We start from the raw sequence: 24,169 nt of genomic DNA, 5'->3' as shown, positions 1-24,169 counted from the left end.
GGGAAAGCTGTGTCTAATTATGGTGTAACCCTCGAAACAATATCTGAGATCGCCAACTAATACTGATGCAGAAACCCGATATTCTGCCTGCATTGGCAGGAGTAGATTTAAAATTAACTGTTGATCATGTATTTGGCTGGTTGAAAATGGCTTAACTAAGTAATATATTGGATAAGATAAGAATCTTAGAGACTTCCAATAAAAAAATATCCCAAAATTTCTTGTAGTGCAGGCATCTTGCCTGCTAATAATACAAGCAGTTCATCTTTTTTGTGGAGTTCTCTTAGAGGATGTTTGAAAAGGGTAACTTATTTTTTGGTGTTCCCTTAAACGATTTCCACAGTCGGCTACCCCAATCATAAAGATATGACCATCAGTGCCGTAAAAGATATTACAAAAGATATTACATTAGAAAAGTTCTTAATGATGCCCGAGACCAAGCCCGCATTAGAGTTCTTGGCTGGAAATATTATTCAAAAACCTATGCCTAAAGGAAGACACAGTTGTTTACAGTACGAATTATGTAATGGAATTAATCAGATTACAAAAAAGGGGAAGTTAGCTTATGCTTTCCCTGAATTGAGGTGTAGCTTTGGTAATCGTTCAATTGTTCCTGATATAGCAGTTTTTACATGGGAACATATTCCTTTCCTTAGCAGTGGAGAAGTCCCAGATAGATTTGAACAGTCTCCAGATTGGGTAATTGAAATTCTCTCTCCTGAACAGAAATCAAATAAAGTGATTGGCAATATCTTGTATTGTATGGAGCATGGATGTAAATTAGGATGGTTTCTTGATCCTGATGATTTAAGTATTCTAGTATTTTTGTGCGATCGCCAACCAATACTGATGGAAAAAACTGACATTCTGCCTGCATTGGCAGGAATAGAGTTAAAATTAACTGTTGATGATGTATTTGGCTGGTTGAAAATGGCTTAACTAAGCAATATATTGGATAAGATAAGAATCTTAGGGACTTTCAATAAAAAAATATCCCAAAATTTCTTGTAGTGCAGGCATCTTACCTGCTAACAATGCAAGCAGTTCATCTTTTTTGTGGAGTTCCCTTAGATGATGTTTGAAAGGGGTAACTTATTTTTTGGTGTTCCCTTAAACGATTTCCACAGTCGGCTACCCCAATCATAAAGATATGACCATCAGTGCCGTAAAAGATATTACAAAAGATATTACATTAGAAAAGTTCTTAATGATGCCGGAGACCAAGCCCGCATTAGAGTTCTTGGCTGGAGATATTATTCAAAAACCCATGCCTAAAGGAAGACACAGCCGACTACAAGGGAAACTTAGCAGCGAGATTAATTTGGTGAGTGAATCTGAAAAAATTGCCTATGCTTTTCCTGAACTCAGGTGTAGCTTTGGTAGTAGGTCAATTGTTCCTGATATAGCAGTTTTTACATGGGAACATATTCCTTTCCTTAGCAGTGGAGAAGTCCCAGATAGATTTGAACAGTCTCCAGATTGGGTAATTGAGATTCTTTCTCCTGAACAGAAATCAAATAAAGTGATTGGCAATATCTTGTATTGTATGGAGCATGGATGTAAATTAGGATGGTTTCTTGATCCTGATGATTTAAGTATTCTAGTATTTTTATGCGATCGCCAACCAATACTGATGGAAAAAACCGATATTCTGCCTGTATTGGCAGGAATAGAGTTAAAATTAACTGTTGATGATGTATTTGGCTGGTTAAAAATGGCTTAATCAAACAATACCTTAGAGAAGTTATCTCCCCGCCACCAATGTTAAATTAGTCCCTATGGGGATGCCATCGCAGGATACTATGACTGAATCAACATTGTCTAAACTAAGTAACCCACAGATAGATAGTTTATCACCAGATTTTGTTAAGCCGCCGACACAAGACGAATTACTCTACGATGATGGGATTCCCATGGAGACTTACCGCCATAAACTGCAAATGGATTTACTAGTTGATCCTTTGTCATATTGGCTACGCGATCGCGATGCCTTTGTGGGCGGAAATATGTTTGTTTATTTTAGCCCCCATCAATTAAAAAATCACGATTTTCGCGGTCCAGATATGTTTGCCGTGCTAGACGTTCCCAAAGGTGAGCGTAAATGCTGGGTAACTTGGGAAGAGGGTAAAAGTCCAGATGTAGTAGTAGAGTTACTGTCTGCAAGCACCGCGTCGCTGGATAAAACAGAGAAAAAAGAAATTTACCAAAAACGGCTGCGAGTACCAGAGTATTTCTGGTTTGATCCCTTTAATCCCAGTGATTTTGCTGGGTTTAGTATGGGCAGTGATGGTTATGAACCGATAATTCCCGATGACCAAAATAGACTGGTTAGTAAGCAGTTAGGGTTAGCCTTAGTGCAGTGGTCGGGGGTGTTTGGCTATGCCGATACTGTTTGGTGTCGGTGGGCAACTTTGGATGGGGTTCTTTTACCTACGGAGCATGAACTGGCTCAGGAAGCACAACAGCAAGCTCAGGAAGCACAACAGCAAGCTCGAAAGGCACAACAGCAAGCTCAAGAGGCACAACAAAGAGCAGAGGGAGCAGAATTATTACTAGCACAAGAACAACAGAGAATGGAGAAGTTGCTGGCACAATTACGGGCAAAGGGAATAGATCTCAATGAACTCTAGTAGAATCGAAAAAACTATCAAGAATTTCTCTAAAATCACCATTGACAAGATCTAGAATGAAGTAACCCGGCATACAAACCATACTCCCCAAAGAGCAAAATCATGTCTTATAATCAGTACAAAAATATTGCCCAAGTCTTAGGGGATTTTCCTTTAACTTATCAAGAAGAGAATTTCATCCAAGAAAATCCCTTAGAGATTGATGATTACTTTCGTAATCGTTTTGAATTGGTTTTACGGGAAGGAGTTGTATTTAACTCAGAGTATGCTATTTGTGAAGGAGTTATTTTTCCTATTTTAATTGAAATTTGGCAAAAGTATAAAGATAAGTTATTAATATGGAGTCATCAGCCATTAAATTTTGATGAAAGACTATCAGGTATCCCTGATTATATTGTTGCTAAAAGATCGCCTAGAGGCAAAATTGTTTTTGAGTCTCCTTATTTAATATTAGTAGAAGCTAAAAAAGACAACTTTGAGGAAGGTTGGGGACAATGTTTAGCCGAATTAATTGCCGCTCAGAAGATAAATAATCAACCGGAACAATTATTATATGGTATTGTTTCTAATGGTAAAATATGGGAATTTGGACAACTGCGAGAACAGAATTTTATTAAAAATATCCAAGAGTATAGTATATCTAATTTAGATAAATTATTTGCCGGACTTAACTATGTTTTTCGACAAAGTTAGTTATTTATGCCAGGAAATATGCCTAAAATGAAAATTAGCCCATGCTAAGTAAATTAAATTTCAAGAAAAAGTGAACAACAATTTTTTAAAGAATGGATTATATAATGCCGCTGGTGGAATTATCCGAATTGGATTAGCTATCCTGACAATTCCCTTACTAATTCGCCTGATTGGCGTTGAGGAATACGGTTTGTGGACACTTTCTTCCACTGTAATTACAATTGTTGCTTTAGCTGAGGCTGGTCTTGCTACAGCAACTACTGTGTTTGTTTCCCAGGATTTAGGAAAAGAAGATATTAATGAGTTATCGCAAACTTTAACCGTAACTGTTGGGGGTATGCTTATACTGGCTACCATCGCAGCGATCGCTCTTTTCTTTGGTGCTGATGGTATTACTGATCTGTTTCCTAAAGTAGGAACAACAAAACATTCAGTAGTTGTACAAGCGTTACAGATTGGTGGACTCGTTATCTGGGCAAAGTTATTTCAACAAGTTTTAATAGGTATAGAGCAAGCTTACCAGCGTTATAGTTTACTAAATATCTTGAATACGATTCAGAATTTTTTGCTGAGTTTTGGGCTATTTGGGGTAGCCTGGTTTGGTGGTCGGACGGTAGCACTCATGCAGTGGCAAGCTTTGACTACAATAGTAGCATTATTAAGTCATATTTGGGTGGTACTATCTCTAATTCGTGGTGTCAACCTAAAGCCTATTTGGAAAACAGAAAAGGTTATGGCAATTGCTAACTACAGCTTAACTATCTGGTTAATGTCATTAGGGACTGCTGTATTCAGTAGGGGGGATCGGCTGATTGTTGGTTATTTTTTGGGTTCTGAAACCCTGGGAATGTATGCTGGAATTACTGATGCAACATCGGCAATTAATTCATTTTCAGCATTACCTGTTCAGCCTCTTGTTCCAGTTCTGAGTAATTACTCAGCAACCGATGGTATGGGTAATCCAGGGTTTACCCAAAAGATAAAACAGGCTTTGGAAGTGAACGCTCTCTTTGCCCTTGCTTCGGCTGGTTGGTTGTTTATGTTTGCCCCATTAGTTATGAATTTAATGTTTGCAGGTGTAGCTACTGAAAGCACTGTACTAGCTTTTAGGATTGCGACATTAATTTATGGACTTTTTTCACTGAATGCTGTGGGATTTTTCATCCTCCTGAGTATTGCCCCCAAGCTAGTGATGATCATTCAGTTGATCAGTGGGTGCTTTTCATTAACACTGATTGCTATTGGGGCAAGCAAATTCGGTTTTTTAGGTGCTGTGGCAGGTAATATTGGATTTCTTTTAACTTGGCTGATGATTTTCTCAGGACTTAAACTGTTAAAGTTACCTAAATGGTTTTGGCTAAAATCTTTAATATTTCCTTTAATTTGGTTTCTGATATGTACACTAATTGGATTATTAGTTTCTCAACTTGAGTTTATGGTTATTATTTCTACAATCCATGTAATGATCTTAATTGGTTGGTTTATCAATATTTATAAGCAAACAATTATTGTTATGCTAAGTAAAACAAGTTTTTAGTAACTCATCAATAAAATAGAGATAATTGCCCTATCAGTCCATCTTCAAAACAAACATGAACAAAAATATGAGCCAATCATTGATGCCCAAAATACGTTATAATCTTAAGATAGTTTATCATGTTATTTCCGAATTAGGATTTACTCCTCTTAATACAATTTCATTTTTCAGAGGTGTTCCTATTTATATTTCTCAGTTCCTAAAATTTTATTTGGAAAGTCAGAAATCCAATCGAGCTATTGCTATAGGAAATCTATTTCCATGTATGATAGACAGATATGAAGGGGCTGGTCATATCACTAAACATTATTTTCACCAAGACCTATGGGCAGCACGCAAAGTCTATCAAAATAATCCAGAGCATCACATAGATGTTGGCTCAAGAATTGATGGTTTTGTATCCCATCTGCTGACTTTCCGTGATATTGAAATTCTCGATGTTAGACCTATGGCTTCAAATGTTTCTGGCATGACTTTTCGTCAAGCTGATTTGATGCAATCGGAAAGCGTACCAGTCAACATTTGTGATTCTCTTTCTTGTTTGCATGCATTAGAACATTTTGGACTGGGGCGATATGGAGATCCAATTGATCCCGAAGGGCATATTAAAGGTTTAACTTCTTTAACAAAGTTATTAAAACCAGGTGGAACTTTATTGTTATCAGTTCCTATTGGTTTTGAGAGAGTTGAATTTAATGGACATCGTGTATTTTCAGTTGAAACTATTCTCTCCTTAACTAAATCAGATTATGATCTGATTTCTTTTTCTTACATTGATGATAATGATGATTTTTACGAAAATTATGATCCGGCAAAGGTTCCAGCCATAATTTATGGCTGTGGTCTATTTGAGTTTAAGTTTAAAAAGTAGCTTTTATCAACAGAACAGCAAAAGCCAATTTTATTAGAATGAAAATGAGTCATTTAGAAAAAATTACAATAACATCGTCTAAATTAGAAATTAACCTTATTAATATTATTTTTATTTCATGTCTTTTTCCTTTCTTTAAGGTAATACCATATATAACTGCTGAAGTGCAGCCTATAGCTAGTATTTTTGCTGCCATATACATTTGGTTTTTTCCTTTAAAAAGAAAGTATAGATTTATGCATAAAATAGTATTGATATACTGTACAGTTATTTTATTTTATTTTGTGTCCGCCATTTTACAGTCACAATATGAATTAGTGAATTTTCTGGATTCTCTACAGTCTTTAATAATATTAATCTCTCCTCTTCTCATCTTTATTGTACTTCTAGAAAAACTAGAATTGGTCTCTGTTAGACTTTTTAGATTAGCTTATTACGCATGGTTTATAATAAGTTTTTTTCAATTACATCTTTCTGGAATCTTAAATTTTACAGGTATTTCACTTTTGTTGACTATCTTGATACCAAGATTTTCCGCAGAGCAGCTAGTTGACTGGGATAGAGGAGTTGTAGCATTTGCGCCTGAACCTTCATATGGTGCACACGTCATTCTTCTGCTCTTTGCTTTTAGTTTTTTTCTGTATAGAAGAAAATTAATAAAAAATACTGAATTTAGTGTTTTAGCTTTTCTGTTTTTATTTATGGTTTACGCAAATCAATCTATAACTATGGGGGGGATAATATCTGTATTTTTTGTAACCTATACCATATTAGAATTATTTATTGGTACAAATTATTCTAAATGCTGGATGTTCTTGATACTATTATTACTATTGTTTTTGTTTACTTTTATTCTGGCGTTTGCAAATACAAACCTTCAAGAGATTAGGGTATTTGATGCATTATCTGGTGTAATTTCTAAAGGAATTGATAATAACTTTTTCGTTGAATTGGGAACATCATACGGTAGTACTAGAGAAATTGGAGTTAATACAGGCTACTATAATGTTCTGATTACCCATGGTATGGGTTCTGGGTTAGGGGGTTGGGGAACCTATTCTCTTGACTCGCTTGCTTCTAATCCTAATATTCCACCTACTATGGTAAATCTTCAAAATACACTTGGCAATTTTAAGCCTTATGCATATGCATCTCTTGTTGCTTTTGATTTAGGGTTACCAGGATTAATTTCATTATCAAGCATATTTATTGGAATGATATTAGTAAAACTAAATGATTATAAGAAAATTTCTAGTTATTCGCTTAGTTGTCTAGCTACGTTTTTTTTGGGTTTATACTTCAATTCTCCTACGTCTTTACCAATTTACTGGATATTTTTTATACTTTTCATGAAAGATGGAAAAGAATAATAAATATTGTATCCCTGTTCTGTCAGATTGGAAAAATGCAATACATGAAAGGTTTAGGAGGCTTTGATTTTGACATTTTATACAGCAATTTTATTTTTTAATACATAAAAAAGTGCCAAACCTTGATGAAATAAGAATTGCAAAAGATAGATTCGATTATTGTTTTCCGAGAGTGACAGGACATTTGATCACAATGGGAGCGGTAGAACCTAAATTAATAGTTTCTGTCATTTTGCAGAAAAAGGTGAATTATTGCTAATAATTAAGTTAATATTCGACAAATATAATATGTCCCAGCTCTCAATTCTTGTTTGTTCATCAGATAAATACAAATCTTTGTGGACTCTAAACTTTGATTTTCTCGAAAAATATTGGTCTGATTGCCCATATCCAGTCTATTTAGGAACAGACTCTTTGCTTTCTGAAAGGAGTAAAACTCTTGTAAATAGAAAAGGTCAATATCTAAGTTGGTCTTCCTGCTTATTAGAATGGATTAATCAGATTGATACTGAGTACGTCCTGTTAACACTGGATGATTTTATTATCCGCAAAAAAATAAATCAACTGCAAATAGAGAATTGTCTAGAATTTATCATCAGGAAAAATATTGACTCTCTTAGACTTGTCCGTCGTCCAAAACCTTTTTATCCAGAAAATGAAAATAGTTTATTTGGTAGATACGATATGATGATGCCATATCTAGCATCTCTTCAAGCTTCTATATGGAAAAAATCTTCACTTTTATCTTTGATTAAAGAGGGTGAGAGTATATGGGAGTTTGAAAATTCTGGTAGTTCCAGAGCGCGTGAGCAAGGACGACTGAGTTTTTATGGTGTCTATGAAACTGTATTTGATTATGGAGAACACATTATTGATGGTGGTAAATTGTTAAGAACATCAACTTACAATCTTCCTATTGATAAGTATAAATTACGGCTTATGTGAATTAAATGCGGAAACCCTTGTAATACCGTTGATGATTCTGGAATTATCGTTCTAGAGAACTCTGGAAACCCTAATAAAACCACAATATTTTTAACTCACATAAGGCGTAAATTGGATTTTACACCCAACTCATTTCCGTCAGAAATAAATATCTTATTAAAGAGATTGCTGCACTTTTGTATTCACAATACTCCGACTTATTTAAGACTGAAATTGATAAATTTTTTATATTCAAAATACAAAAGTAATACAGTTGAGCAGAAAACTATTTTACTCACTATTGTCTATAATAGTGATTATTCTAAACCCTATCCTGACCTTTAGATATATTTTCCCATTTACACCATTTATATTTGCTTGCTTTGACTTACAGTCTATACGAATCAAAAATTATGTTATATACTTCTCAGGTATTATTACCTTATTGAGTATATGGTTTTCGATGACATATATGTATGACCTCAGCATGGAGATAACTAGTAATGAAGCAATACCTGATTTTCTCCAATGGTTATAAATTTATATAGCAATACTGATTTATTCGTAAGTATAGTGTGCTAGTATGGACAGATATAGCAAAGTCCATAATTCTGCTTTCTGTTAGATTAAAACTATCATTTGTTTAATTGTAATTTAAATGACTATACCTATTTTGGTCGTTTCGTGTGACAAATATCAAGATGTTTGGCATCCCTTCTTTCATTGCTTCTTCAAAAATTGGCCAGACTGTCCATACCCAATTTATTTAGTTTCTAATACTCTCGAATATCCAGATGATCGTGTATCATCTATACTCATTAATCCTGATATTGATTACAGTTCTAACCTCATCAAAGCGCTAAACCAAATTCCACAAGAATGGGTTATTTTTTGGGTTGAGGATCGTCCTCCTGCGATTCCTGTAGATACTGCTCGATTAGTAAAGCTAATTCAGTTAGCTCAATCAAAAAATGCGGGGTACTTGAAGCTGATTCCTTGTAATCCTCCAGCTTTGGTAGATGAAGCAGAAGAAATAGGAGAACTTCCTAAAGGCTCTCGTTACCGCATTTCTATGACAGTTGCTTTATGGAAGAAAGAAACTTTGCTGAAAATTTTGAAAGCTGGTGAAACAGCATGGGATATTGAGAAACGTGGAGGTCTGCAACGGGCTAATGAAATAAATGATAGGTTCTATGCTTTACCTATTGGGTCTTTCTCTAATCCTCCTCTATTAGATATACATCTGATTTCTAAAAGACAACTGATGTGGAGAGGAACCAAACTTTTAAAGAATGAAAATATATTTCATTATTTAGAAGATCGCCCTAAAGCATCCTCCTGGAAAAATATTTACTTTGAGTGCTATGATTTGATTTGGAATTTATACTATCGCATGATTTGGTTTTACAAAAAAATAAAATCCCATGAATAATTTACCCACCATTTCTCTTGCCATTCCCACCTACAACGAATCAGCTAATATAGAACGAGTCATCAAAGGTTTCTTAGCAACAGAATATCAGAATTTAATTGAAGTCATAATCGCTGATGGTGGGAGTAATGACAACACTCAAGAGATAGTAAAAAGATTATCTACACAAGATTCCCGAATTAAACTCATACATAACCCTTTAAAGGTTCAATCTGCTGGACTAAATCTCATATTACAAGAATGTAAGGGAGATATTTTTCTCCGAGCCGATGCTCACTCAGATTACGCACCTGATTATATTGAAAAGTGTGTCGAAGCATTATTGTTATCTCAATCTCTTAATGTGGGTGGAGCGCAACTTTTTGCTGCTAAAACACCTTTTCAAGCGGGAATAGCTCTAAGTTCCAAGAGTATTTTAGGTAGTGGAGGAGCAAAATATAGAGACCCAAATTATAACGGTTATGCAGAAACTGTTTATTTAGGATGTTTTTGGAAGAAGGCTTTGACAGAAGTATCAGGTTATTCAACAGAAGCAACTGCTAATGAAGATGCAGAACTCAACCAAAAACTACTGCAAAAAAACCAAAATGCAATCTACATCAGTTCCAAAATTCGCGTTTGGTACTATCCCAGAAAAACATGGAAATCCCTTTGTATTCAATATTTTAAATACGGTAGAGGACGTTATTTAACTAGCATAAAACATTCTATTAAATCACAAATAAGAGGTATAATACCATTTTTGGTAATATCATCAATAACTTTATTATTAATAATTGATTTATTGTTTCCTCAACTGGGGCTACCGATTGAAATATTCGTTATACTGGGGCTGTTATTGCCATTTTCAGAAAGTCTGCGAGTTACTTTCAAATTAAGAAATAGTTTCGAGTCAGAAATTTGGCGGGGTGAAAAAGATAAAATACCATCATTCCTAAGTCGCTGGTTCTTATGTGGAATCGTCTTATTAACAATGCCGATTGCTCATTCTTTAGGTTATGCCTATCAGCTAATAAAACGTAAAATTCTTGGTTTAAATGGCTGGTAATAATTGTAAATTCCAAAATGGAGATTAACTATGCAAGAACATAAAACAGAGATCGATATATCAAGGATCGAGTGTGAACAAACGGTACTGCAAGAGGTGATTAAGATAATTCAGGATAGTGTGTACTGCAAGGGGGGTAATTTAACTTGTGTGTACACCATAGCTCCTAAGAGGAGAGAATTAGGGAGAAGTGCGGGGAAGAGGCTTTGAACCTTGTTCTTTGTATGATAAAAAAGTCCAGCTTCTAGCCGTTTTGAGTATAAAACAGAAATAATTGGCGATCGCTATAATAAAACTAGACTAATTAACTTGTAACTTATCATGGAAAACATTACCATTCAAGTTGAGCCAGAAATTGCCAAAGCGTACCGAGAAGCAGAACCAGAAAAACAGCAAAAAATCCAAATATTTCTCAACATAATGCTGCAAAAAGCAGTCAGTCAAAAACCACTCTTAGATATCATGGAAGAAGCGAGTCAACAAGCCATTGCTAAGGGAATGACCCCAGAAATTTTAGAATCTATTCTCAAGGATGAAAACTAACCGTATCGTAATTGATACAAATGTAATTGTCAGTGCATTAATCCTCTCTAAATCTACCACAATGCAAGCTCCTAGAGAAGCCAAACAAAACAGAGTAATCTTACAGCAAATTGTCATCAAACCCGGAACAAGAACCCCACCCCCAACCCCCTCCCCGCAAGCGATGAGGGGGCTAAGATGTACCTTATATGATTGGAAATCGCTGTAATTTCTGTGGAGATTTTATCAGAATTAATTGATGTACTCAGTCGTCCAAAATTTGACCGCTATCTATCGAGAGAAATTCGTGAAGACTTTTTAGCCAGTTTAGCCAGAGAAACAGAATTAATCACAATTAATGAAACAATGGAGATTATGCCGGATCATGTCCATCTGTTTTTAAATGTGAAGCCAACCGATGATCCATCTAGCATCATGAGGAAAATCAAGGGGAGAGCATCTCATCATCTTAGGAAAGAATTTCCCGAACTTTTAAAAATACCTACGCTGTGGACACCAAGCTATTTTGTTAGTACCGCTGGGAATATCTGCACAGAAACGGTTAAGAAATATATTGAACAGCAACGCGATTAACGTCAATGTAGGATAAATCCTGCACCTAGCCTTCATCCCTTGTCTAAAGCACAGATGTAGCTTCCTAAGTCAGCTACATCTTCAAGGGTTTTCGGCATTTCCCTTATAATTATCTTCTAAATTTCCGTTCTAGAAAAGCAATAATTTGTGACCATGAGGAAGTAGCAGCAACAGGATCATAACGATAACCGTCATCTCTCATAAAAGTATGTTCGGCTTCATAAGCGAAAAATTGATGATGGATTTTAGCATCTTCCAAAGCATTAATTATCGTATGTCTATCATGTTCAGAAATATGTGGATCTTCAGTTCCAAATATTAACAACATTTCTCCTTTAATTTCTGCGAATCTGTGAATAGTATCTGCCACACCTTTACCTAATTTACCACTAGGAATACCTGTCGGATAACAACAAACAGCCGCTGCAATTTCCCTTTCAAAAGCAGCACGCACAGCTAAATGTCCACCAATACAAAAACCCAAAGTGCCGATTTGATCAGCAATAACTGAACTGTCGTTTTTGAGGAAATCAATTACCGCACGAGTATCAGCATCATATTCAGAAATTAATGTCCGTCGGGCATCATCATTACCGCGCATTCTCCCAAGATCATTAGGTTCAATTACAGAACCTATCGGTTCAATGCGGTGAAAAATTTCCGGTGCTGCGACAACATAACCAAATCCAGCCAAATAATTAACTAACCGAATTATGGCATCACCTAATTGATAAATATCACTGTAAAAAACAATTCCTGGATATTTACCTGCTGGTTTGGGAGATGCCACATAAACCCGCATTAAACTATCATCAACTTTTAACTCAATATTGCGTTTGAGGATTTGCATTTCTCATATTTTAGTAATGTGGTAATTTGTAATTCTGCGGATTTAATAATCATCAGTAAATTTTGATTAAATAATATGTTCAGGCAAAAGGAATATAGGAATTTCTGTTTATTAAAAAAACGTGCAATTATTGTTGAGGTACTTAATATAGCGGTAATCACGCTTGGTGCAATATAATCGAGGGCGCAGGCCCTGCGCCCCTACAGGCTTGACGATTTGCTGACTGTATCTCATTCAAGTGCATACTGCTATAACGGTTAAAAAAACCCACCCTTACTAAGTTTAGGGGTGGGTTATTCGGTTATTTATAAATTATGGATTTGGTAACGTGGCAAATTAGAACATACCCATGCCGCCCATGCCGCCCATACCGCCCATACCGCCCATACCACCCATACCACCCATGCCGCCCATGCCACCCATGCCACCATCAGGGGCCCCAGCGGATTGTTTTTCAGGTTTTTCGGCAATAATGGCTTCGGTGGTTAGAACCATACTGGCAATGGAAGAAGCATTTTGTAAAGCGGAACGAACCACTTTCGCAGGATCAATAATACCAGCAGCTATTAAGTCTTCAAATTCGCCTGTAGCTGCGTTATAACCGATATTCAAATCAGTTTCTCGAACTCTGGCAACAATGACAGAACCTTCGGCCCCAGCGTTCTCTGAGATTTGCCGCAGGGGTGCTTCTAAAGCTTTCTTAACAATATCAGCGCCAATTCTTTCTTCAGGAGTGAGGCTGTTTTTAATAGCATCTACCTTGGTAGATAGATAAATTAAGGTTGCACCACCACCAGGAACAATACCTTCTTCTACTGCGGCTTTGGTGGCGTTGAGTGCGTCTTCAATCCGCAAGGTTCTGTCCTTGAGTTCGGTTTCTGTGGCGGCACCGACTTTAATTACGGCAATCCCACCAGCTAACTTAGCAATGCGTTCTTGGAGTTTTTCGGTATCATAGTCGGAGTCAGTTGCGGCTAACTGTTTACGAATTTGCTCAATCCGAATTTGGATTTCTGGTTTAGCAGCATTACCAGCCACAATGGTGGTATTTTCCTTGTCAATGTGGATTTTTTCCGCAGTTCCCAACATTTCCAAAGTGGCAGTATCTAAGCTTAAGCCAATGTCTTCAGAAATCATTTGTCCATCGGTGAGAATGGCAATGTCTTCTAACATAGCTTTGCGACGTTCGCCAAAACCAGGGGCTTTAATGGCTGCGATCGCTAATACACCACGTGCTTTATTTACAACCAAAGTTGCTAAAGCATCACCGTCTACATCCTCGGCAATAATTAATAAAGGTTGACCAGAACGGGCAACTTTTTCCAAGATGGGAACTAAATCTTGAATGCTGCTGATTTTTTTATCGGTAATCAGGATGCGAGCATTTTCAAACTCTACTGTCATCCGTTCGTTGTTGGTGATGAAGTAGGGAGAAATATAACCTCTATCAATTTGCATTCCTTCTACCACTTCTAGTTCAGTAGTGAAGGATTTAGATTCTTCAACGGTGATCACACCGTCTTTAGTCACTTTCTCCATCGCCCTGGCGATCATTTGTCCAACTTCTGCATCATTACCAGCGGAAACTGTAGCAACTTGAGAAATGGCACTTCCTTCTACAGGTTTAGCGATATTGGCAATTTCCTTGACCAGCGCCTCAACGGTTTTATCAATACCCCGTTTTAAGCTCATGGGATTTGTCCCAGCCGCTACATTCTTTAACCCTTCCTTAATCAAGGCTTGTGCTAGAACTGTGGCAGTGGTAGTCCCATCACCAGCTATATCCTTGGTTTTTGATGCCACTTCTTGAATTAGTCTAGCGCCAGTATTTTCTAGAGGATCTTCTAATTCAATTTCTTTAGCAACAGTGATACCATCGTTAACAATTTGGGGAGTACCAAATTTTTTCTCTAATAGGACGTTACGACCTCTTGGACCTAAGGTGATTTTCACTGCATCTGCCAGGGCGTTAATACCCTTTTCTAAAGCACGCCGTGATTCTTCATTAAATGCAATAATCTTAGTCATGTTTTATTTTCTATTGCTTCCATTAGACAATTTAGCACTCACTGACCAAGAGTGCTAATCCCTTTCTCCAATTTAGATTAACAATCAAAATCCCAAAATTGATTAATACTAACAGTTGATACTTATGTTTGACCATAAAACTAATGATTATATTGGGAGCAGATGAACTTAGCCAACTCCCTTAAATCCCTTGGCATTGCTGACCCTAGCGGCTCCGGCTGGTTAGCTGTAGTATTTACCTTTCTATTAGCTTTGGTTGTCACCTGGCGGTTAATTCCCACAATTCGTAAATTTGCCTTAGAGGTAGGTTGGGCAGATCAACCCAACGCTCGACGATTGAATCAAGAACCTTTACCTAATGCGGGAGGTTTGGCAATCTACGCGGGGGTAATTGCGGCTTTGGTCTTAGCTAGTCTCTTGCGGCCGATTGAACTGCAAGGGGTTTTAGCTCAGGTCTTAACGATTCTCCTCGGTGGTTCAATTTTAGTTCTGGTGGGCTTTATTGATGACCAATTTGGCTTACCTCCGTCTGTGCGGTTATGGGCGCAGGTAACAACAGCACTTTTGTTGGTTGGTAATGGGATTAGCATCCAAGTTGCCTTTGGTACACCCATTGATTCTCTTTTATCTATGGCGTTAACGGTGCTGTGGGTGGTGGGGATCACTAATGCTGTTAACCTCATGGATGGGATGGATGGTTTAGCAGGTGGTATCAGCTTTATTACTGCTATCAGTTTGTTAGGCGTGTCTGCCCAGTTTGATAACCGCGCTGCTGCTACTTTGGTTTTAGCGGCTTTGGGAGGGGCGGCACTGGGCTTTTTACGCCATAATTTTCACCCCTCACACATCATTATGGGTGATGCTGGTGCATACTTTTTTGGTTATGTTTTAGCAGCGACCAGCATTTTAGGCAAACTCCAATTAAATACAATCTATGCCCTAATCCCGACGGTTTTATTTCTGCTGTTGCCAGTTATTGACACTACTCAAGTGTTTGTTCGCCGGCTTATGGCAGGAAAAAACCCTCTGAGTACACCTGGTAAAGACCACATCCATCATCGCTTGTTGGCTTGGGGACTATCCCAACGGAATGCGGCTTTTATTTTGTGGTCAATTACTTTAGGTTGTAATTTGCTGGCAATGAAAGTTCAGGGTATGAGTTTACCAGTAATGCTGGCTACTGCTGCCGGTATTATCTTGCTGTTAGGGTTTGCCCTGGGGCAAAGAATGATCCGTGAATAGGTGACAGGTGACAGGGAACAGGTGACAGGTGACAGGTGACAGGTGACAGGTGACAGGGAACAGGTGACAGGGAAAAGGGAAGAGGGAACAGGAATTTTACAACTGACCACTAACAACTGACAACTGACACATTACATCACCATACCGCCATCAACGTTAAGTACTTGCCCTGTGATGTAGGCGGCGGCGGGATCTGATGCTAAAAAGCGCACCATGCCGGCAATTTCTTCGGGTTTACCAAATCGCCCCAGGGGGATATATTGCAGGATACCATCGGCTTTGATATCGCTGGTCATGTCGGTGGTAATAAAACCAGGGGCAACGGCATTGACGGTGATGCCACGAGAAGAGAGTTCTTTGGCTACTGTTTTGGTAAAGCCAATTACTCCGGCTTTGGCGGCGCTGTAGTTGGCTTGTCCAGGGTTGCCCATTTGTCCAGCGACGGAAGCGATGTTAATAATCCGCCCGGAACGTTGTTTGAGCATAATTTTACTGACGGCTTTTGTACATAGAAATACACCAGTCAAGTTAAGGTCTATGACTGCTTGCCATTCTTCTAATTTCATTCTTAATAGGAGGGTGTCACGGGTAATACCTGCATTGTTGACTAAGACATCCACTCGCTGGAATTTTTCTAAGGTGGTTTTAATGAGTGTATCTACTTGATTTTCTTGAGAAACATCTGCTTGGAGAGCGATCGCTTCTCCTCCTGCTGCTGCAATTTCTGCGACTACTTCATCTGCTGCGGTGCTGAAACTAGCGTAGTTAACAACTACTTTTGCACCTTGGGATGCTAGTTGGATAGCGATCGCTCTACCAATTCCCCGTGATGCACCTGTGACAATTGCCACCTGATCTTTTAATAAACTCATCTGATTTTCCTCAATTTCTGGAAACACCGCGCTAATTATCTATGTCAGCGTAATTCTTCACGGTTGCCCAAATAGTAATTTACGTAATTAATATATTGCCAATTCCCTGAAATATCAATTTATTATCTACAATTATTCGGTTTGCTATATCTGGAAATTGTTGCTGAAGATAGGTTTTCAATAAATTACTATCACCACCAGTCATCACAATCTGACTTTCAGGAAATAACCGCCACCAAGCTTCAATAAAATCCTTTATCCCACTTAATAAAGTGTAAATTACTCCACTTTGAATTGCATCTGATGTATTCATGGCAAAACGTGATGGTAAAGTTGTCATTAACTCGGCTTCTAATAATGGTAATTGTCCGGTTTTTTGCCCCAAACTAGCAAATTGTAACCCTAAACCCGGCAAAATTGACCCACCAACAAAGCATTGATGATTATCTGCACCTGTGAAAGTCAATGCTGTACCCGCATCAATTACTAAAATGGGAAATCCCAATAGTTTTCCTGCACCCCAGACAGCTAAAGCCCTATCAATTCCTAATGTGGGATACATTTCCTGTAATGGTACATCTTCTAAGGTAATAATGTTAAGATGGGGGTAAGTTTGCCACAGTGCGGTTTGACTGGGAACGACAGAAGCAAGAATCAGGGGAATGGGGTAATCTGGGATAATGGGAAGATTGGTAGGTAAAGAAATTGCTGTCAGCCAATTATCTAAGGTGGGATCTTCAGCTAATTGTTGGATAATAGATTCAGGTAAATGAAATGTGTCCCCAGTTGAGTATAAGGTTTTATCTATGAATAATGCCCAATGGAGACGGGAATTACCAACCATAAGGACTATAGAAAGACGCTGTTGGTATTTTGACGGGGAATTATTGCTCACAGTTTTGATGTTCTTAACTTAGCTATAGGTTTTTTAATAAAAATATGTCTTACAGTGATTTTACGTTAGAAACTGTCAAAAAAACATTGAATCTCAATATTTCTACTAGAGAAAATATCTTTCCCGAAGTTGCACCATTACCGATTACTGAATATTTACAAGAAACTTTAGCTTATAATGTGCCTTTTGCTTTAGCTAGTAATACAGAAAAATCTCGTTCAGAGATGATTATTGCACCGATTCTATTAGAACTAACTAAGAAATTCTTTAATCAAATTAGTTTATTTTCTGGAGTAGAATTTAATATTGAACCTAGTCAGGGTTTAAGTGGAAATTGTGATTTTCTCATTAGTCGTTCTTCTGAGTTTTTATTAATTAATACGCCTGTGATTGTAATTGTGGAAGCAAAGAAGGAAAATATTAAAGGGGGTTTGGGTCAATGTATAGCCGAAATGTATGCAGCTACTTTATTTAATCAACGGGAAGGAAATGAAGATACAGAAATTTATGGAGTGGTAACTACAGGAGAAATTTGGAAATTTTTAAAGTTGTCGGGTACAAGAGTGCAGGTTGATTTAGCTGAGTATTTCTTAAATGATGTCAATAAGATTTTGGGAATTTTGGCGAGCGCTGTCCAATGACTTAATATATAGCAGGAGTCATGAGGAAAATTAACTTGGTGTCTGGCTTTAAACTTAGACAGGACTTACGCAAAATATCTCTCAAACCCTCTTTTCTTCGTTCTCTTCGTTCCTATGCCTTCGGCACGCTTCGCGAACGTGGTTCATTATTCCGTAACTTGTGCGTAAGTCCTACTTAGATTCTGTACCTGAATATGCAATCTGTTGTAAAATCCCCCAGTAATTTCCTCTAATATACGTAAATAAGTTTTACTATTCATTAAGTATGGGGTTTCATCTATGAATCATACCCATTGGCATGGGGAATTACCAATTTAATTTTCTTAACTTAGCTATAGGTTTTTTAATAAAAATTAATATTCAACCTGTGCCACAATAGGGGAAAGGCATAAATACTCAATTTATTAAAGAGGGGCGTTATGGTATTGCTTACCGAGAAACTAGAAAAGCGTCTGACTATAAATACTGTAGAGATTAGTGAAGATACTACCGCAATTCGGTCTTTAGATTGGGACCGCGATCGCTTTGATATTGAATTTGGTTTACAAAATGGCACGACATACAACTCTTTTCTGATTCGGGGTGAGAAAATCGCCCTGGTTGATACCTCCCATGAAAAATTTCGCCAACTTTATTTTGATACACTCACGGGTTTAATTAATCCCCAAGATATTGACTATTTAATTGTTAGTCACACTGAACCAGATCACAGCGGGTTAGTAAAAGACTTGTTACAACTCGCGCCTCATATCACTGTAGTTGCGTCAAAAGTGGCAATTCAGTTTTTGGAAGATATGGTACATCAACCATTTAACCGGAAAATTGTTAAAAATGGCGATCGCCTAGATTTAGGAAATGGTCATGAATTTGAATTTGTCATCGCTCCTAATTTACACTGGCCGGATACCATTTTCAGCTTTGACCACAAAACCCAAATTCTCTACACCTGCGACGCTTTTGGGTTACATTACTGCTCAGAAAGTACCTTTGATGACAATTTAGCAGCAATAGAAGCCGATTTTCAATATTACTACGAATGTTTAATGGGACCAAATGCCCGTTCCGTCCTTTCCGCAATGAAGCGCATGGCAGAATTGAAAACAATTCGCATAATTGCCACCGGACACGGACCGCTATTATACCATAATGTTGAGGAATTAACCGGACGTTATCGCAGTTGGAGTCAAGGACAAACCAAAGCCGAAACCCCTGTAGGGATATTTTACGTCTCCGAGTACGGGTTTGGCACGCAAATAGCCCAATCTATCGCTAACGGGATTACAAAAACCGGTGTCGCTGTGGAAATAGTAGACTTAGCCAGTATTCACGAATTACAAGAACTGCGGGAACTGGTAGGACGTTGTACAGGTTTAGTAGTAGGAATGCCTCCAGTATCAGCTAATTCTAACATTCAAGCTGCCCTCAGCACCGTTTTAGGTTCAGCCAAAGAAAAACAAGCCATTGGCATTTTTGAAACCGGTGGAGGAGATGATGAACCTACCTATCCCATATTAAATAAATTCCGGGCTTTAGGCTTAAATGTCGCTTTCCCCGTCATTGAAATTCGGGAAACACCCACAGCTAACACTTATAAAAAGTGTGAAGAAGCGGGGACAGACTTAGGACAATGGGTGACAAGAGACAAAAGTATCAAAGCCATGAAATCTCTCGGTGCTGATTTAGATAAAGCCTTGGGCAGAATTAGCGGCGGTTTATATATTATCACAGCCAAAAAAGACGACGTATCCAGCGCCATGTTAGCTTCCTGGGTCAGTCAAGCCAGTTTCAAACCCTTGGGCTTTTCCATCGCCGTCGCCAAAGACCGAGCCATAGAATCACTGATGCAAGTAGGCGATCGCTTCGTTCTGAATATACTCGAAGAAGGCAACTATCAACCCTTAATGAAACACTTCTTAAAGAGATTTGCCCCCGGTGCAGATCGTTTTCAAGGAGTGAAAACCCAACCGGCGGAAAATGGCGCACCTATACTTACAGATGCCCTAGCATACATAGAATGTGAAGTCATCAGCCGCATGGACTGTGGTGATCATTGGGCAGTATACAGCACAGCCTACGCCGGTAGAGTATCAAATCCCGATGCCATGACAGCAGTACACCACCGCAAAGTAGGAAACCACTATTAAAAAAAGGGAACAGAGAATAGGGAATAGGGGAACTTCCTCGTTACCTTACGAGAGGGGTAAAAGTTTTTCCCAATTACCAATAAATAGGACTTATGCAAAATATCTCTCAAACCCTCATTTCTCCGTGACCTCTGTGCCTCTGTGGTTCGTTATTCCGTGACACTTATGTAAGTCTTAACCAATTACCAATGACCACTAAACCCCGTGATGTACAAATATTGCCCATTGGTACAGATACCATAGTATTGCGATCGCGCAGTTGGGCAAGATTAAGATTTGAAATTGAATATGCTTTAGCCAAGGGAACAACAGCTAATTCTTATCTCATCCAAGGCGATGAAAATGCCCTGCTTGACCCCCCTGGCGAAACTTTTACCGAAATTTATCTCCAAGCCTTACAACAGCGGTTTAATGTCAAAAATCTCGATTATGTGATCCTTGGTCACGTTAACCCTAACCGGGCTGCGACGTTAAAAGCTTTACTGGAAATTGCACCCCAAATTACCTTTGTTTGTTCTAACCCAGGGGCGATAAATTTACGCGCTGCTTTGGAAAATCAGGATTTACAAATTTTGGTCATGCGGGGAGAAGATACCCTAGATTTAGGAAAAGGACATCATTTACAATTTATTCCCACACCTAACCCCCGTTACGCTGACGAACTTTGTACATGGGACCCACAAACAGAAATCTTGTTTGCTGATAAATTATTTGGAGCGCATATTTGCTCAGATCAAGTTTTTGATGAAGGTTGGGAAGTATTTAACGAAGATAGACGCTATTATTTTGACTGTTTAATGGCACCTCACGCTAAACAAGTCGAAACGGCTTTAGAGAAATTAGCAGATTTGCCAGTGCGAATGTATGCTACTGGTCATGGTCCAATAGTCCGCTATGGTTTAATTGATATTACCAAAGGCTATCGGGAATGGACTAAACAGCAAACTTCCGCTGATATGACAGTGGCTTTAATTTATGCTTCTGCCTATGGCAATACTGCAACTTTAGCACAGGCGATCGCTCACGGCATCACCAAAGCCGGTGTCAGTGTCGAATCTATCAACTGCGAATTTACCGAACCCGAAGAAATCAAAGCCGCAATTGCAAAATCCGCCGGTTTCGTCATAGGTTCTCCGACTTTAGGTGGACACGCACCCACACCTGTGCAAACAGCTTTAGGAATTGTCCTCTCTACTGCTGCTAACAATCAATTAGCCGGTGTATTTGGTTCTTTTGGTTGGAGTGGAGAAGCCGTTGATTTAATTGAAAGTAAACTCAAAGACGCGGGATACAGATTTGGTTTTGAGACCATTCGCGTTAAATTCAAACCCAATCAAGTCACATTACAAACCTGCGAAGAAGCGGGAACTGATTTCGCCCAAGCATTGAAACGCGCCGCCAAAAAATCAGTTGTGGCTAGACAACCTGCTACTAATGTGGAACAAGCAGTGGGGCGGATTGTTGGTTCTTTGTGTGTAGTTACAGCCACTCAAGGTGAAGTAAAAACGGGAATGTTAGCCTCTTGGGTGACACAAGCCAGTTTTAATCCGCCTGGTTTAACTATTGCGGTAGCCAAAGAACGGGCTATGGAATCCCTATCCTATACAAATAACAAATTCGTTGTGAATATCTTGGCGGAAGGCAAGGAAATTCGTAAGCAATTTATGAAAATCTACGCCCCTGGACAAGATAGATTTGCTGGTTTGGACACTCAAGAAGCCAATAATGGCGGAATTATTCTCAATGGTGCTTTAGCGTATCTGGAATGTTCTGTTCAGAGCCGGATGGAAGCAGGTGATCATTGGTTAGTGTATGCCACTGTTGATGATGGTAAAGTCTTAAATCAAGATGGTGTCACAGCAGTACATCATCGCAAATCCGCGAGTTATTATTAAACAACATGGTGGGCATTGCCCCACCTAAATAAACAATAAAGATGGTGCCTTACGCTGTCGCTAACACATCCTACTAGAAATTTGCTCAAAATTCATGTTTTTTTTCTGAGTCTAATTTTAATTAGCAATTCATCTTTAATCCGGTTTAAAATTGAAGTTTCATTTAAAGTTGATAGAATTTGACTAACTACTGCTTTGGGTCCATCTGGTCCCCAGGTTGCACCATTGGCTAAATAGGCTTTGGTAACTTGACCGATACTGTATGAAGACACTCCAGCTACTCCTGCTTGGGTTATGGCTATGGATAAATAGGGTCCGATTGTCATGCCGGCGGTTGCTGTTGCAGAGATACCCAGTAGGGTTTTTAAGCTACTTAAACCCAAATTTGCTAATAGTTCACTAGCACCGATACCACCCATACTCAGGGCGATTTTTTGGAGTAATTTGACTGCACCGGTTTCGGTCATGGGGATACCGTAAAGCTTGGACAAACCTAAAATTAAGGAGATATCTATAATTACGGCGCTGAGTATATCCACTACTGTAACAGGATTGAGGGCGATCGCTAATCCTTTAGTAATAACTGCTTTCCAAATTAACTGATTAGCATTTTCTTCTCTAATTATCAGTTTACGTTGTACCAATTGCTGATTAACAGCATCAGCATAAAGCATAGTATTTAAAGCTACTAATGCCTTACCTTCATGGTGCAGAATTTCCAATATCTTCAATTTTAATTCGTCAACCTGTGATTGTCCTTTTTGGAGTTTTATACCTCTAGTACCATCAGGATTTTGTACCGCCATTCTTACCAACGGTGAAGCTGCGGACATGACGATTTCTGCTGGTGAAATTAATTCCCGCACTCTATCATCTCGAATTTTTTCATAAATTGTAATTCTGTCAGTTTCGGGATATTGATCAACTTTATTAAAGACTAAAATAATCGGTTTACCTACTTCTCGTAATTGGGATAATGCTATTTGTTCAATCTTAGTCATATCTCCCGAAATTACAAATAAAATTAAATCTGCTTGCTTGGCAATTTGTTCAGCCAAAGCTGCGCGAGTTTCACCGTCTACTTCATCTAATCCAGGAGTATCAATTAATTCAACTTGGGATTGACCATTGCTGGGTAATGTGGCTTTTAAAGTTCCTAAAGCCGCTTCACTAATACTCCAATTTACAGTTTGTGCATCACGAGTAACACCATGTAGAGGACCTGTAACAAAGACTTCCTGACCAACTAAAGCATTGAGAAGGGAAGATTTACCCCGTCCTACCATCCCAAAAGCAGCAATTTGGACTACCATGCTTTCTAGTTTATCTAGCATGGTTTCTAAATCATGAATTTCTGCTTCTAAGCCTGATTTTTCAACAGGGGAAAGGTCAAGATTGTTAACTAGATTTCGTAGTGCGCTTTTGGCTTGTTTGTAGTTAAGTTCAGCTTGAATATCGTCAAAGGTAAAAATGGCATTATCCAATTCTTCTTCCCAATTGGAGATGGATTCGGGTATAGTGTTCATTTTAGAAAGCGAAAAACAGGGAGTAATTAAAAGTTACACTAGCATAAACCCACATTTCGCACTTCAATAATTCAGTAATTTCTATGTCCGATATTTTATTATTCCTCAGAGGTTGTTTGAAAAGTTTCCGGCGATTAGAAAGATGCCGGAGGCCTCTTTCTAATCGCCATTGCAAGTAATAAATTAGACTTTTCAGACACTTATTTAATTGGGGATTTATCTATAGACATCTCCAGAAATTGGGTTTTCACCTAGACAGGTTAAGGGTTTCAGATTCTTTTTTGGAGATGTCTAATAACTCAAGTTGCTAGTTATCTAAGTAGGTAGACAAAAATAAATAGAACTATGTTAAGTAAGTTAACAGATTCTGAAATTGGCTCGTAGTTAGGGCTTTAGCCCTACTTTCAGGTCTAAAGACCTTACTACAAACCTTTAATTATTTACGTTACTCTACT

Annotated in this window: 21 protein-coding genes; 16 read left to right on the top strand and 5 right to left on the bottom strand. The window is 38.2% G+C overall.

From position 1 onward, the window contains the following. Nucleotides 1-366: 366 nt before the first annotated feature. The 12 genes from PN471_RS02540 to tnpA all read left to right on the top strand — a co-directional run bounded on the left by PN471_RS02540 (nucleotide 367) and on the right by tnpA (nucleotide 11,621). Nucleotides 367-939 (top strand): Uma2 family endonuclease, encoded by a 573-nt coding sequence (locus PN471_RS02540; protein WP_271775534.1) that lies wholly within the window; start codon nucleotides 367-369, stop codon nucleotides 937-939. 211 nt (nucleotides 940-1,150) lie between these two features. Further along, entirely contained in the window at nucleotides 1,151-1,723 is a 573-nt protein-coding gene (locus PN471_RS02535) for a Uma2 family endonuclease (protein ID WP_271775533.1), read from the top strand. A gap of 79 nt (nucleotides 1,724-1,802) precedes the next feature. Then, nucleotides 1,803-2,630: a Uma2 family endonuclease gene (locus PN471_RS02530; protein WP_271775532.1), complete on the top strand. Its 828-nt coding sequence runs from the start codon at nucleotides 1,803-1,805 to the stop codon at nucleotides 2,628-2,630. 102 nt (nucleotides 2,631-2,732) lie between these two features. Then, the gene (locus PN471_RS02525) at nucleotides 2,733-3,323 is read left to right on the top strand and encodes a hypothetical protein (RefSeq protein WP_271775531.1); all 591 of its coding nucleotides are present in this window, start codon (nucleotides 2,733-2,735) and stop codon (nucleotides 3,321-3,323) included. A gap of 70 nt (nucleotides 3,324-3,393) precedes the next feature. Then, the gene (locus PN471_RS02520) at nucleotides 3,394-4,860 is read left to right on the top strand and encodes an oligosaccharide flippase family protein (RefSeq protein WP_271775530.1); all 1,467 of its coding nucleotides are present in this window, start codon (nucleotides 3,394-3,396) and stop codon (nucleotides 4,858-4,860) included. A 67-nt stretch (nucleotides 4,861-4,927) separates the two neighbouring features. Further along, nucleotides 4,928-5,731: a DUF268 domain-containing protein gene (locus tag PN471_RS02515; protein ID WP_271775529.1), complete on the top strand. Its 804-nt coding sequence runs from the start codon at nucleotides 4,928-4,930 to the stop codon at nucleotides 5,729-5,731. Nucleotides 5,732-5,775: 44 nt separating this feature from the next. Continuing rightward, nucleotides 5,776-7,101 carry a hypothetical protein gene (locus PN471_RS02510; RefSeq protein WP_271775528.1) on the top strand — a complete coding sequence of 442 codons (1,326 nt, stop codon included), beginning with the start codon at nucleotides 5,776-5,778 and terminating at the stop codon, nucleotides 7,099-7,101. Nucleotides 7,102-7,389: 288 nt separating this feature from the next. Further along, the gene (locus PN471_RS02505; RefSeq protein ID WP_271775527.1) at nucleotides 7,390-8,046 is read left to right on the top strand and encodes a hypothetical protein; all 657 of its coding nucleotides are present in this window, start codon (nucleotides 7,390-7,392) and stop codon (nucleotides 8,044-8,046) included. Nucleotides 8,047-8,683: 637 nt separating this feature from the next. After that, complete coding sequence (locus PN471_RS02500; protein WP_190383310.1) at nucleotides 8,684-9,457, top strand: hypothetical protein; 774 nt, start codon at nucleotides 8,684-8,686, stop codon at nucleotides 9,455-9,457. After that, a complete protein-coding gene (locus PN471_RS02495) occupies nucleotides 9,450-10,505 on the top strand; it encodes a glycosyltransferase family 2 protein (protein WP_271775526.1) in 1,056 nt (351 codons plus the stop codon). The genes PN471_RS02500 and PN471_RS02495 overlap by 8 nt, the downstream gene beginning before the upstream one ends. A 321-nt stretch (nucleotides 10,506-10,826) precedes the next feature. Beyond that, nucleotides 10,827-11,048 carry a hypothetical protein gene (locus PN471_RS02490; protein WP_271775525.1) on the top strand — a complete coding sequence of 74 codons (222 nt, stop codon included), beginning with the start codon at nucleotides 10,827-10,829 and terminating at the stop codon, nucleotides 11,046-11,048. 192 nt (nucleotides 11,049-11,240) lie between these two features. Continuing rightward, nucleotides 11,241-11,621 carry an IS200/IS605 family transposase gene (gene tnpA, locus PN471_RS02485; protein WP_271775524.1) on the top strand — a complete coding sequence of 127 codons (381 nt, stop codon included), beginning with the start codon at nucleotides 11,241-11,243 and terminating at the stop codon, nucleotides 11,619-11,621. Between the two features lie 109 nt (nucleotides 11,622-11,730). Here the strand turns inward: tnpA and PN471_RS02480 are convergent, their stop codons facing one another. Together PN471_RS02480 and groL are read right to left on the bottom strand one after the other, a co-directional pair. Then, nucleotides 11,731-12,471, bottom strand: coding sequence for a dienelactone hydrolase family protein (locus PN471_RS02480; RefSeq protein ID WP_271775523.1), 741 nt, complete (start codon nucleotides 12,469-12,471; stop codon nucleotides 11,731-11,733). 336 nt (nucleotides 12,472-12,807) lie between these two features. Beyond that, nucleotides 12,808-14,499 carry a chaperonin GroEL gene (groL, locus tag PN471_RS02475; RefSeq protein WP_271775522.1) on the bottom strand — a complete coding sequence of 564 codons (1,692 nt, stop codon included), beginning with the start codon at nucleotides 14,497-14,499 and terminating at the stop codon, nucleotides 12,808-12,810. A 162-nt stretch (nucleotides 14,500-14,661) separates the two neighbouring features. Here groL and PN471_RS02470 point away from each other — a divergent pair, with 162 nt between their 5' ends. Continuing rightward, entirely contained in the window at nucleotides 14,662-15,741 is a 1,080-nt protein-coding gene (locus tag PN471_RS02470) for an MraY family glycosyltransferase (RefSeq protein WP_271775521.1), read from the top strand. Between the two features lie 131 nt (nucleotides 15,742-15,872). Here the strand turns inward: PN471_RS02470 and fabG are convergent, their stop codons facing one another. Both fabG and PN471_RS02460 read right to left on the bottom strand, forming a co-directional pair. Further along, nucleotides 15,873-16,613, bottom strand: a complete 741-nt coding sequence (gene fabG, locus PN471_RS02465) for a 3-oxoacyl-[acyl-carrier-protein] reductase (RefSeq protein ID WP_271775520.1) — start codon at nucleotides 16,611-16,613, stop codon at nucleotides 15,873-15,875. Between the two features lie 79 nt (nucleotides 16,614-16,692). Then, entirely contained in the window at nucleotides 16,693-17,457 is a 765-nt protein-coding gene (locus PN471_RS02460; RefSeq protein WP_442867125.1) for a pantothenate kinase, read from the bottom strand. Nucleotides 17,458-17,552: 95 nt separating this feature from the next. On the opposite strand from PN471_RS02460, the gene PN471_RS02455 reads away from it, so the two are divergent. The 3 genes from PN471_RS02455 to PN471_RS02445 all read left to right on the top strand — a co-directional run bounded on the left by PN471_RS02455 (nucleotide 17,553) and on the right by PN471_RS02445 (nucleotide 22,188). Next, nucleotides 17,553-18,149 carry a hypothetical protein gene (locus tag PN471_RS02455; protein ID WP_271775518.1) on the top strand — a complete coding sequence of 199 codons (597 nt, stop codon included), beginning with the start codon at nucleotides 17,553-17,555 and terminating at the stop codon, nucleotides 18,147-18,149. A gap of 419 nt (nucleotides 18,150-18,568) precedes the next feature. Then, nucleotides 18,569-20,293, top strand: a complete 1,725-nt coding sequence (locus PN471_RS02450) for a diflavin flavoprotein (protein WP_271775517.1) — start codon at nucleotides 18,569-18,571, stop codon at nucleotides 20,291-20,293. Between the two features lie 188 nt (nucleotides 20,294-20,481). Continuing rightward, complete coding sequence (locus PN471_RS02445; RefSeq protein ID WP_271775516.1) at nucleotides 20,482-22,188, top strand: diflavin flavoprotein; 1,707 nt, start codon at nucleotides 20,482-20,484, stop codon at nucleotides 22,186-22,188. Between the two features lie 92 nt (nucleotides 22,189-22,280). Here the strand turns inward: PN471_RS02445 and PN471_RS02440 are convergent, their stop codons facing one another. Beyond that, nucleotides 22,281-23,714 (bottom strand): GTP-binding protein, encoded by a 1,434-nt coding sequence (locus PN471_RS02440; protein WP_271775515.1) that lies wholly within the window; start codon nucleotides 23,712-23,714, stop codon nucleotides 22,281-22,283. Nucleotides 23,715-24,169 lie beyond the last annotated feature (455 nt).

Origin of the sequence: Aphanizomenon sp. CS-733/32, from assembly GCF_028330045.1 — a bacterium.
In the GTDB taxonomy this organism is placed as follows: domain Bacteria; phylum Cyanobacteriota; class Cyanobacteriia; order Cyanobacteriales; family Nostocaceae; genus Dolichospermum; species Dolichospermum gracile.
The sequence above is the reverse complement of the archived record's forward strand: the minus strand, read 5'-3'. Positions and strand labels throughout refer to the sequence as shown.

What these genes read in the sequence shown, in the direction of transcription:
- PN471_RS02505 (WP_271775527.1), top strand. Translation starts at nt 7,390, where the DNA reads ATGTCCCAGCTCTCAATTCTTGTTTGTTCATCAGATAAATACAAATCT.
- PN471_RS02480 (WP_271775523.1), bottom strand. Translation starts at nt 12,471, where the DNA reads ATGCAAATCCTCAAACGCAATATTGAGTTAAAAGTTGATGATAGTTTA.
- PN471_RS02535 (WP_271775533.1), top strand. Translation starts at nt 1,151, where the DNA reads ATGACCATCAGTGCCGTAAAAGATATTACAAAAGATATTACATTAGAA.
- fabG (WP_271775520.1), bottom strand. Translation starts at nt 16,613, where the DNA reads ATGAGTTTATTAAAAGATCAGGTGGCAATTGTCACAGGTGCATCACGG.
- PN471_RS02450 (WP_271775517.1), top strand. Translation starts at nt 18,569, where the DNA reads ATGGTATTGCTTACCGAGAAACTAGAAAAGCGTCTGACTATAAATACT.
- PN471_RS02460 (WP_442867125.1), bottom strand. Translation starts at nt 17,457, where the DNA reads ATGGTTGGTAATTCCCGTCTCCATTGGGCATTATTCATAGATAAAACC.
- groL (WP_271775522.1), bottom strand. Translation starts at nt 14,499, where the DNA reads ATGACTAAGATTATTGCATTTAATGAAGAATCACGGCGTGCTTTAGAA.
- PN471_RS02490 (WP_271775525.1), top strand. Translation starts at nt 10,827, where the DNA reads ATGGAAAACATTACCATTCAAGTTGAGCCAGAAATTGCCAAAGCGTAC.
- PN471_RS02455 (WP_271775518.1), top strand. Translation starts at nt 17,553, where the DNA reads ATGTCTTACAGTGATTTTACGTTAGAAACTGTCAAAAAAACATTGAAT.
- PN471_RS02440 (WP_271775515.1), bottom strand. Translation starts at nt 23,714, where the DNA reads ATGAACACTATACCCGAATCCATCTCCAATTGGGAAGAAGAATTGGAT.
- PN471_RS02515 (WP_271775529.1), top strand. Translation starts at nt 4,928, where the DNA reads ATGAGCCAATCATTGATGCCCAAAATACGTTATAATCTTAAGATAGTT.
- PN471_RS02530 (WP_271775532.1), top strand. Translation starts at nt 1,803, where the DNA reads ATGACTGAATCAACATTGTCTAAACTAAGTAACCCACAGATAGATAGT.
- PN471_RS02445 (WP_271775516.1), top strand. Translation starts at nt 20,482, where the DNA reads ATGACCACTAAACCCCGTGATGTACAAATATTGCCCATTGGTACAGAT.
- PN471_RS02540 (WP_271775534.1), top strand. Translation starts at nt 367, where the DNA reads ATGACCATCAGTGCCGTAAAAGATATTACAAAAGATATTACATTAGAA.
- PN471_RS02525 (WP_271775531.1), top strand. Translation starts at nt 2,733, where the DNA reads ATGTCTTATAATCAGTACAAAAATATTGCCCAAGTCTTAGGGGATTTT.
- PN471_RS02510 (WP_271775528.1), top strand. Translation starts at nt 5,776, where the DNA reads ATGAGTCATTTAGAAAAAATTACAATAACATCGTCTAAATTAGAAATT.
- PN471_RS02495 (WP_271775526.1), top strand. Translation starts at nt 9,450, where the DNA reads ATGAATAATTTACCCACCATTTCTCTTGCCATTCCCACCTACAACGAA.
- PN471_RS02470 (WP_271775521.1), top strand. Translation starts at nt 14,662, where the DNA reads ATGAACTTAGCCAACTCCCTTAAATCCCTTGGCATTGCTGACCCTAGC.
- PN471_RS02500 (WP_190383310.1), top strand. Translation starts at nt 8,684, where the DNA reads ATGACTATACCTATTTTGGTCGTTTCGTGTGACAAATATCAAGATGTT.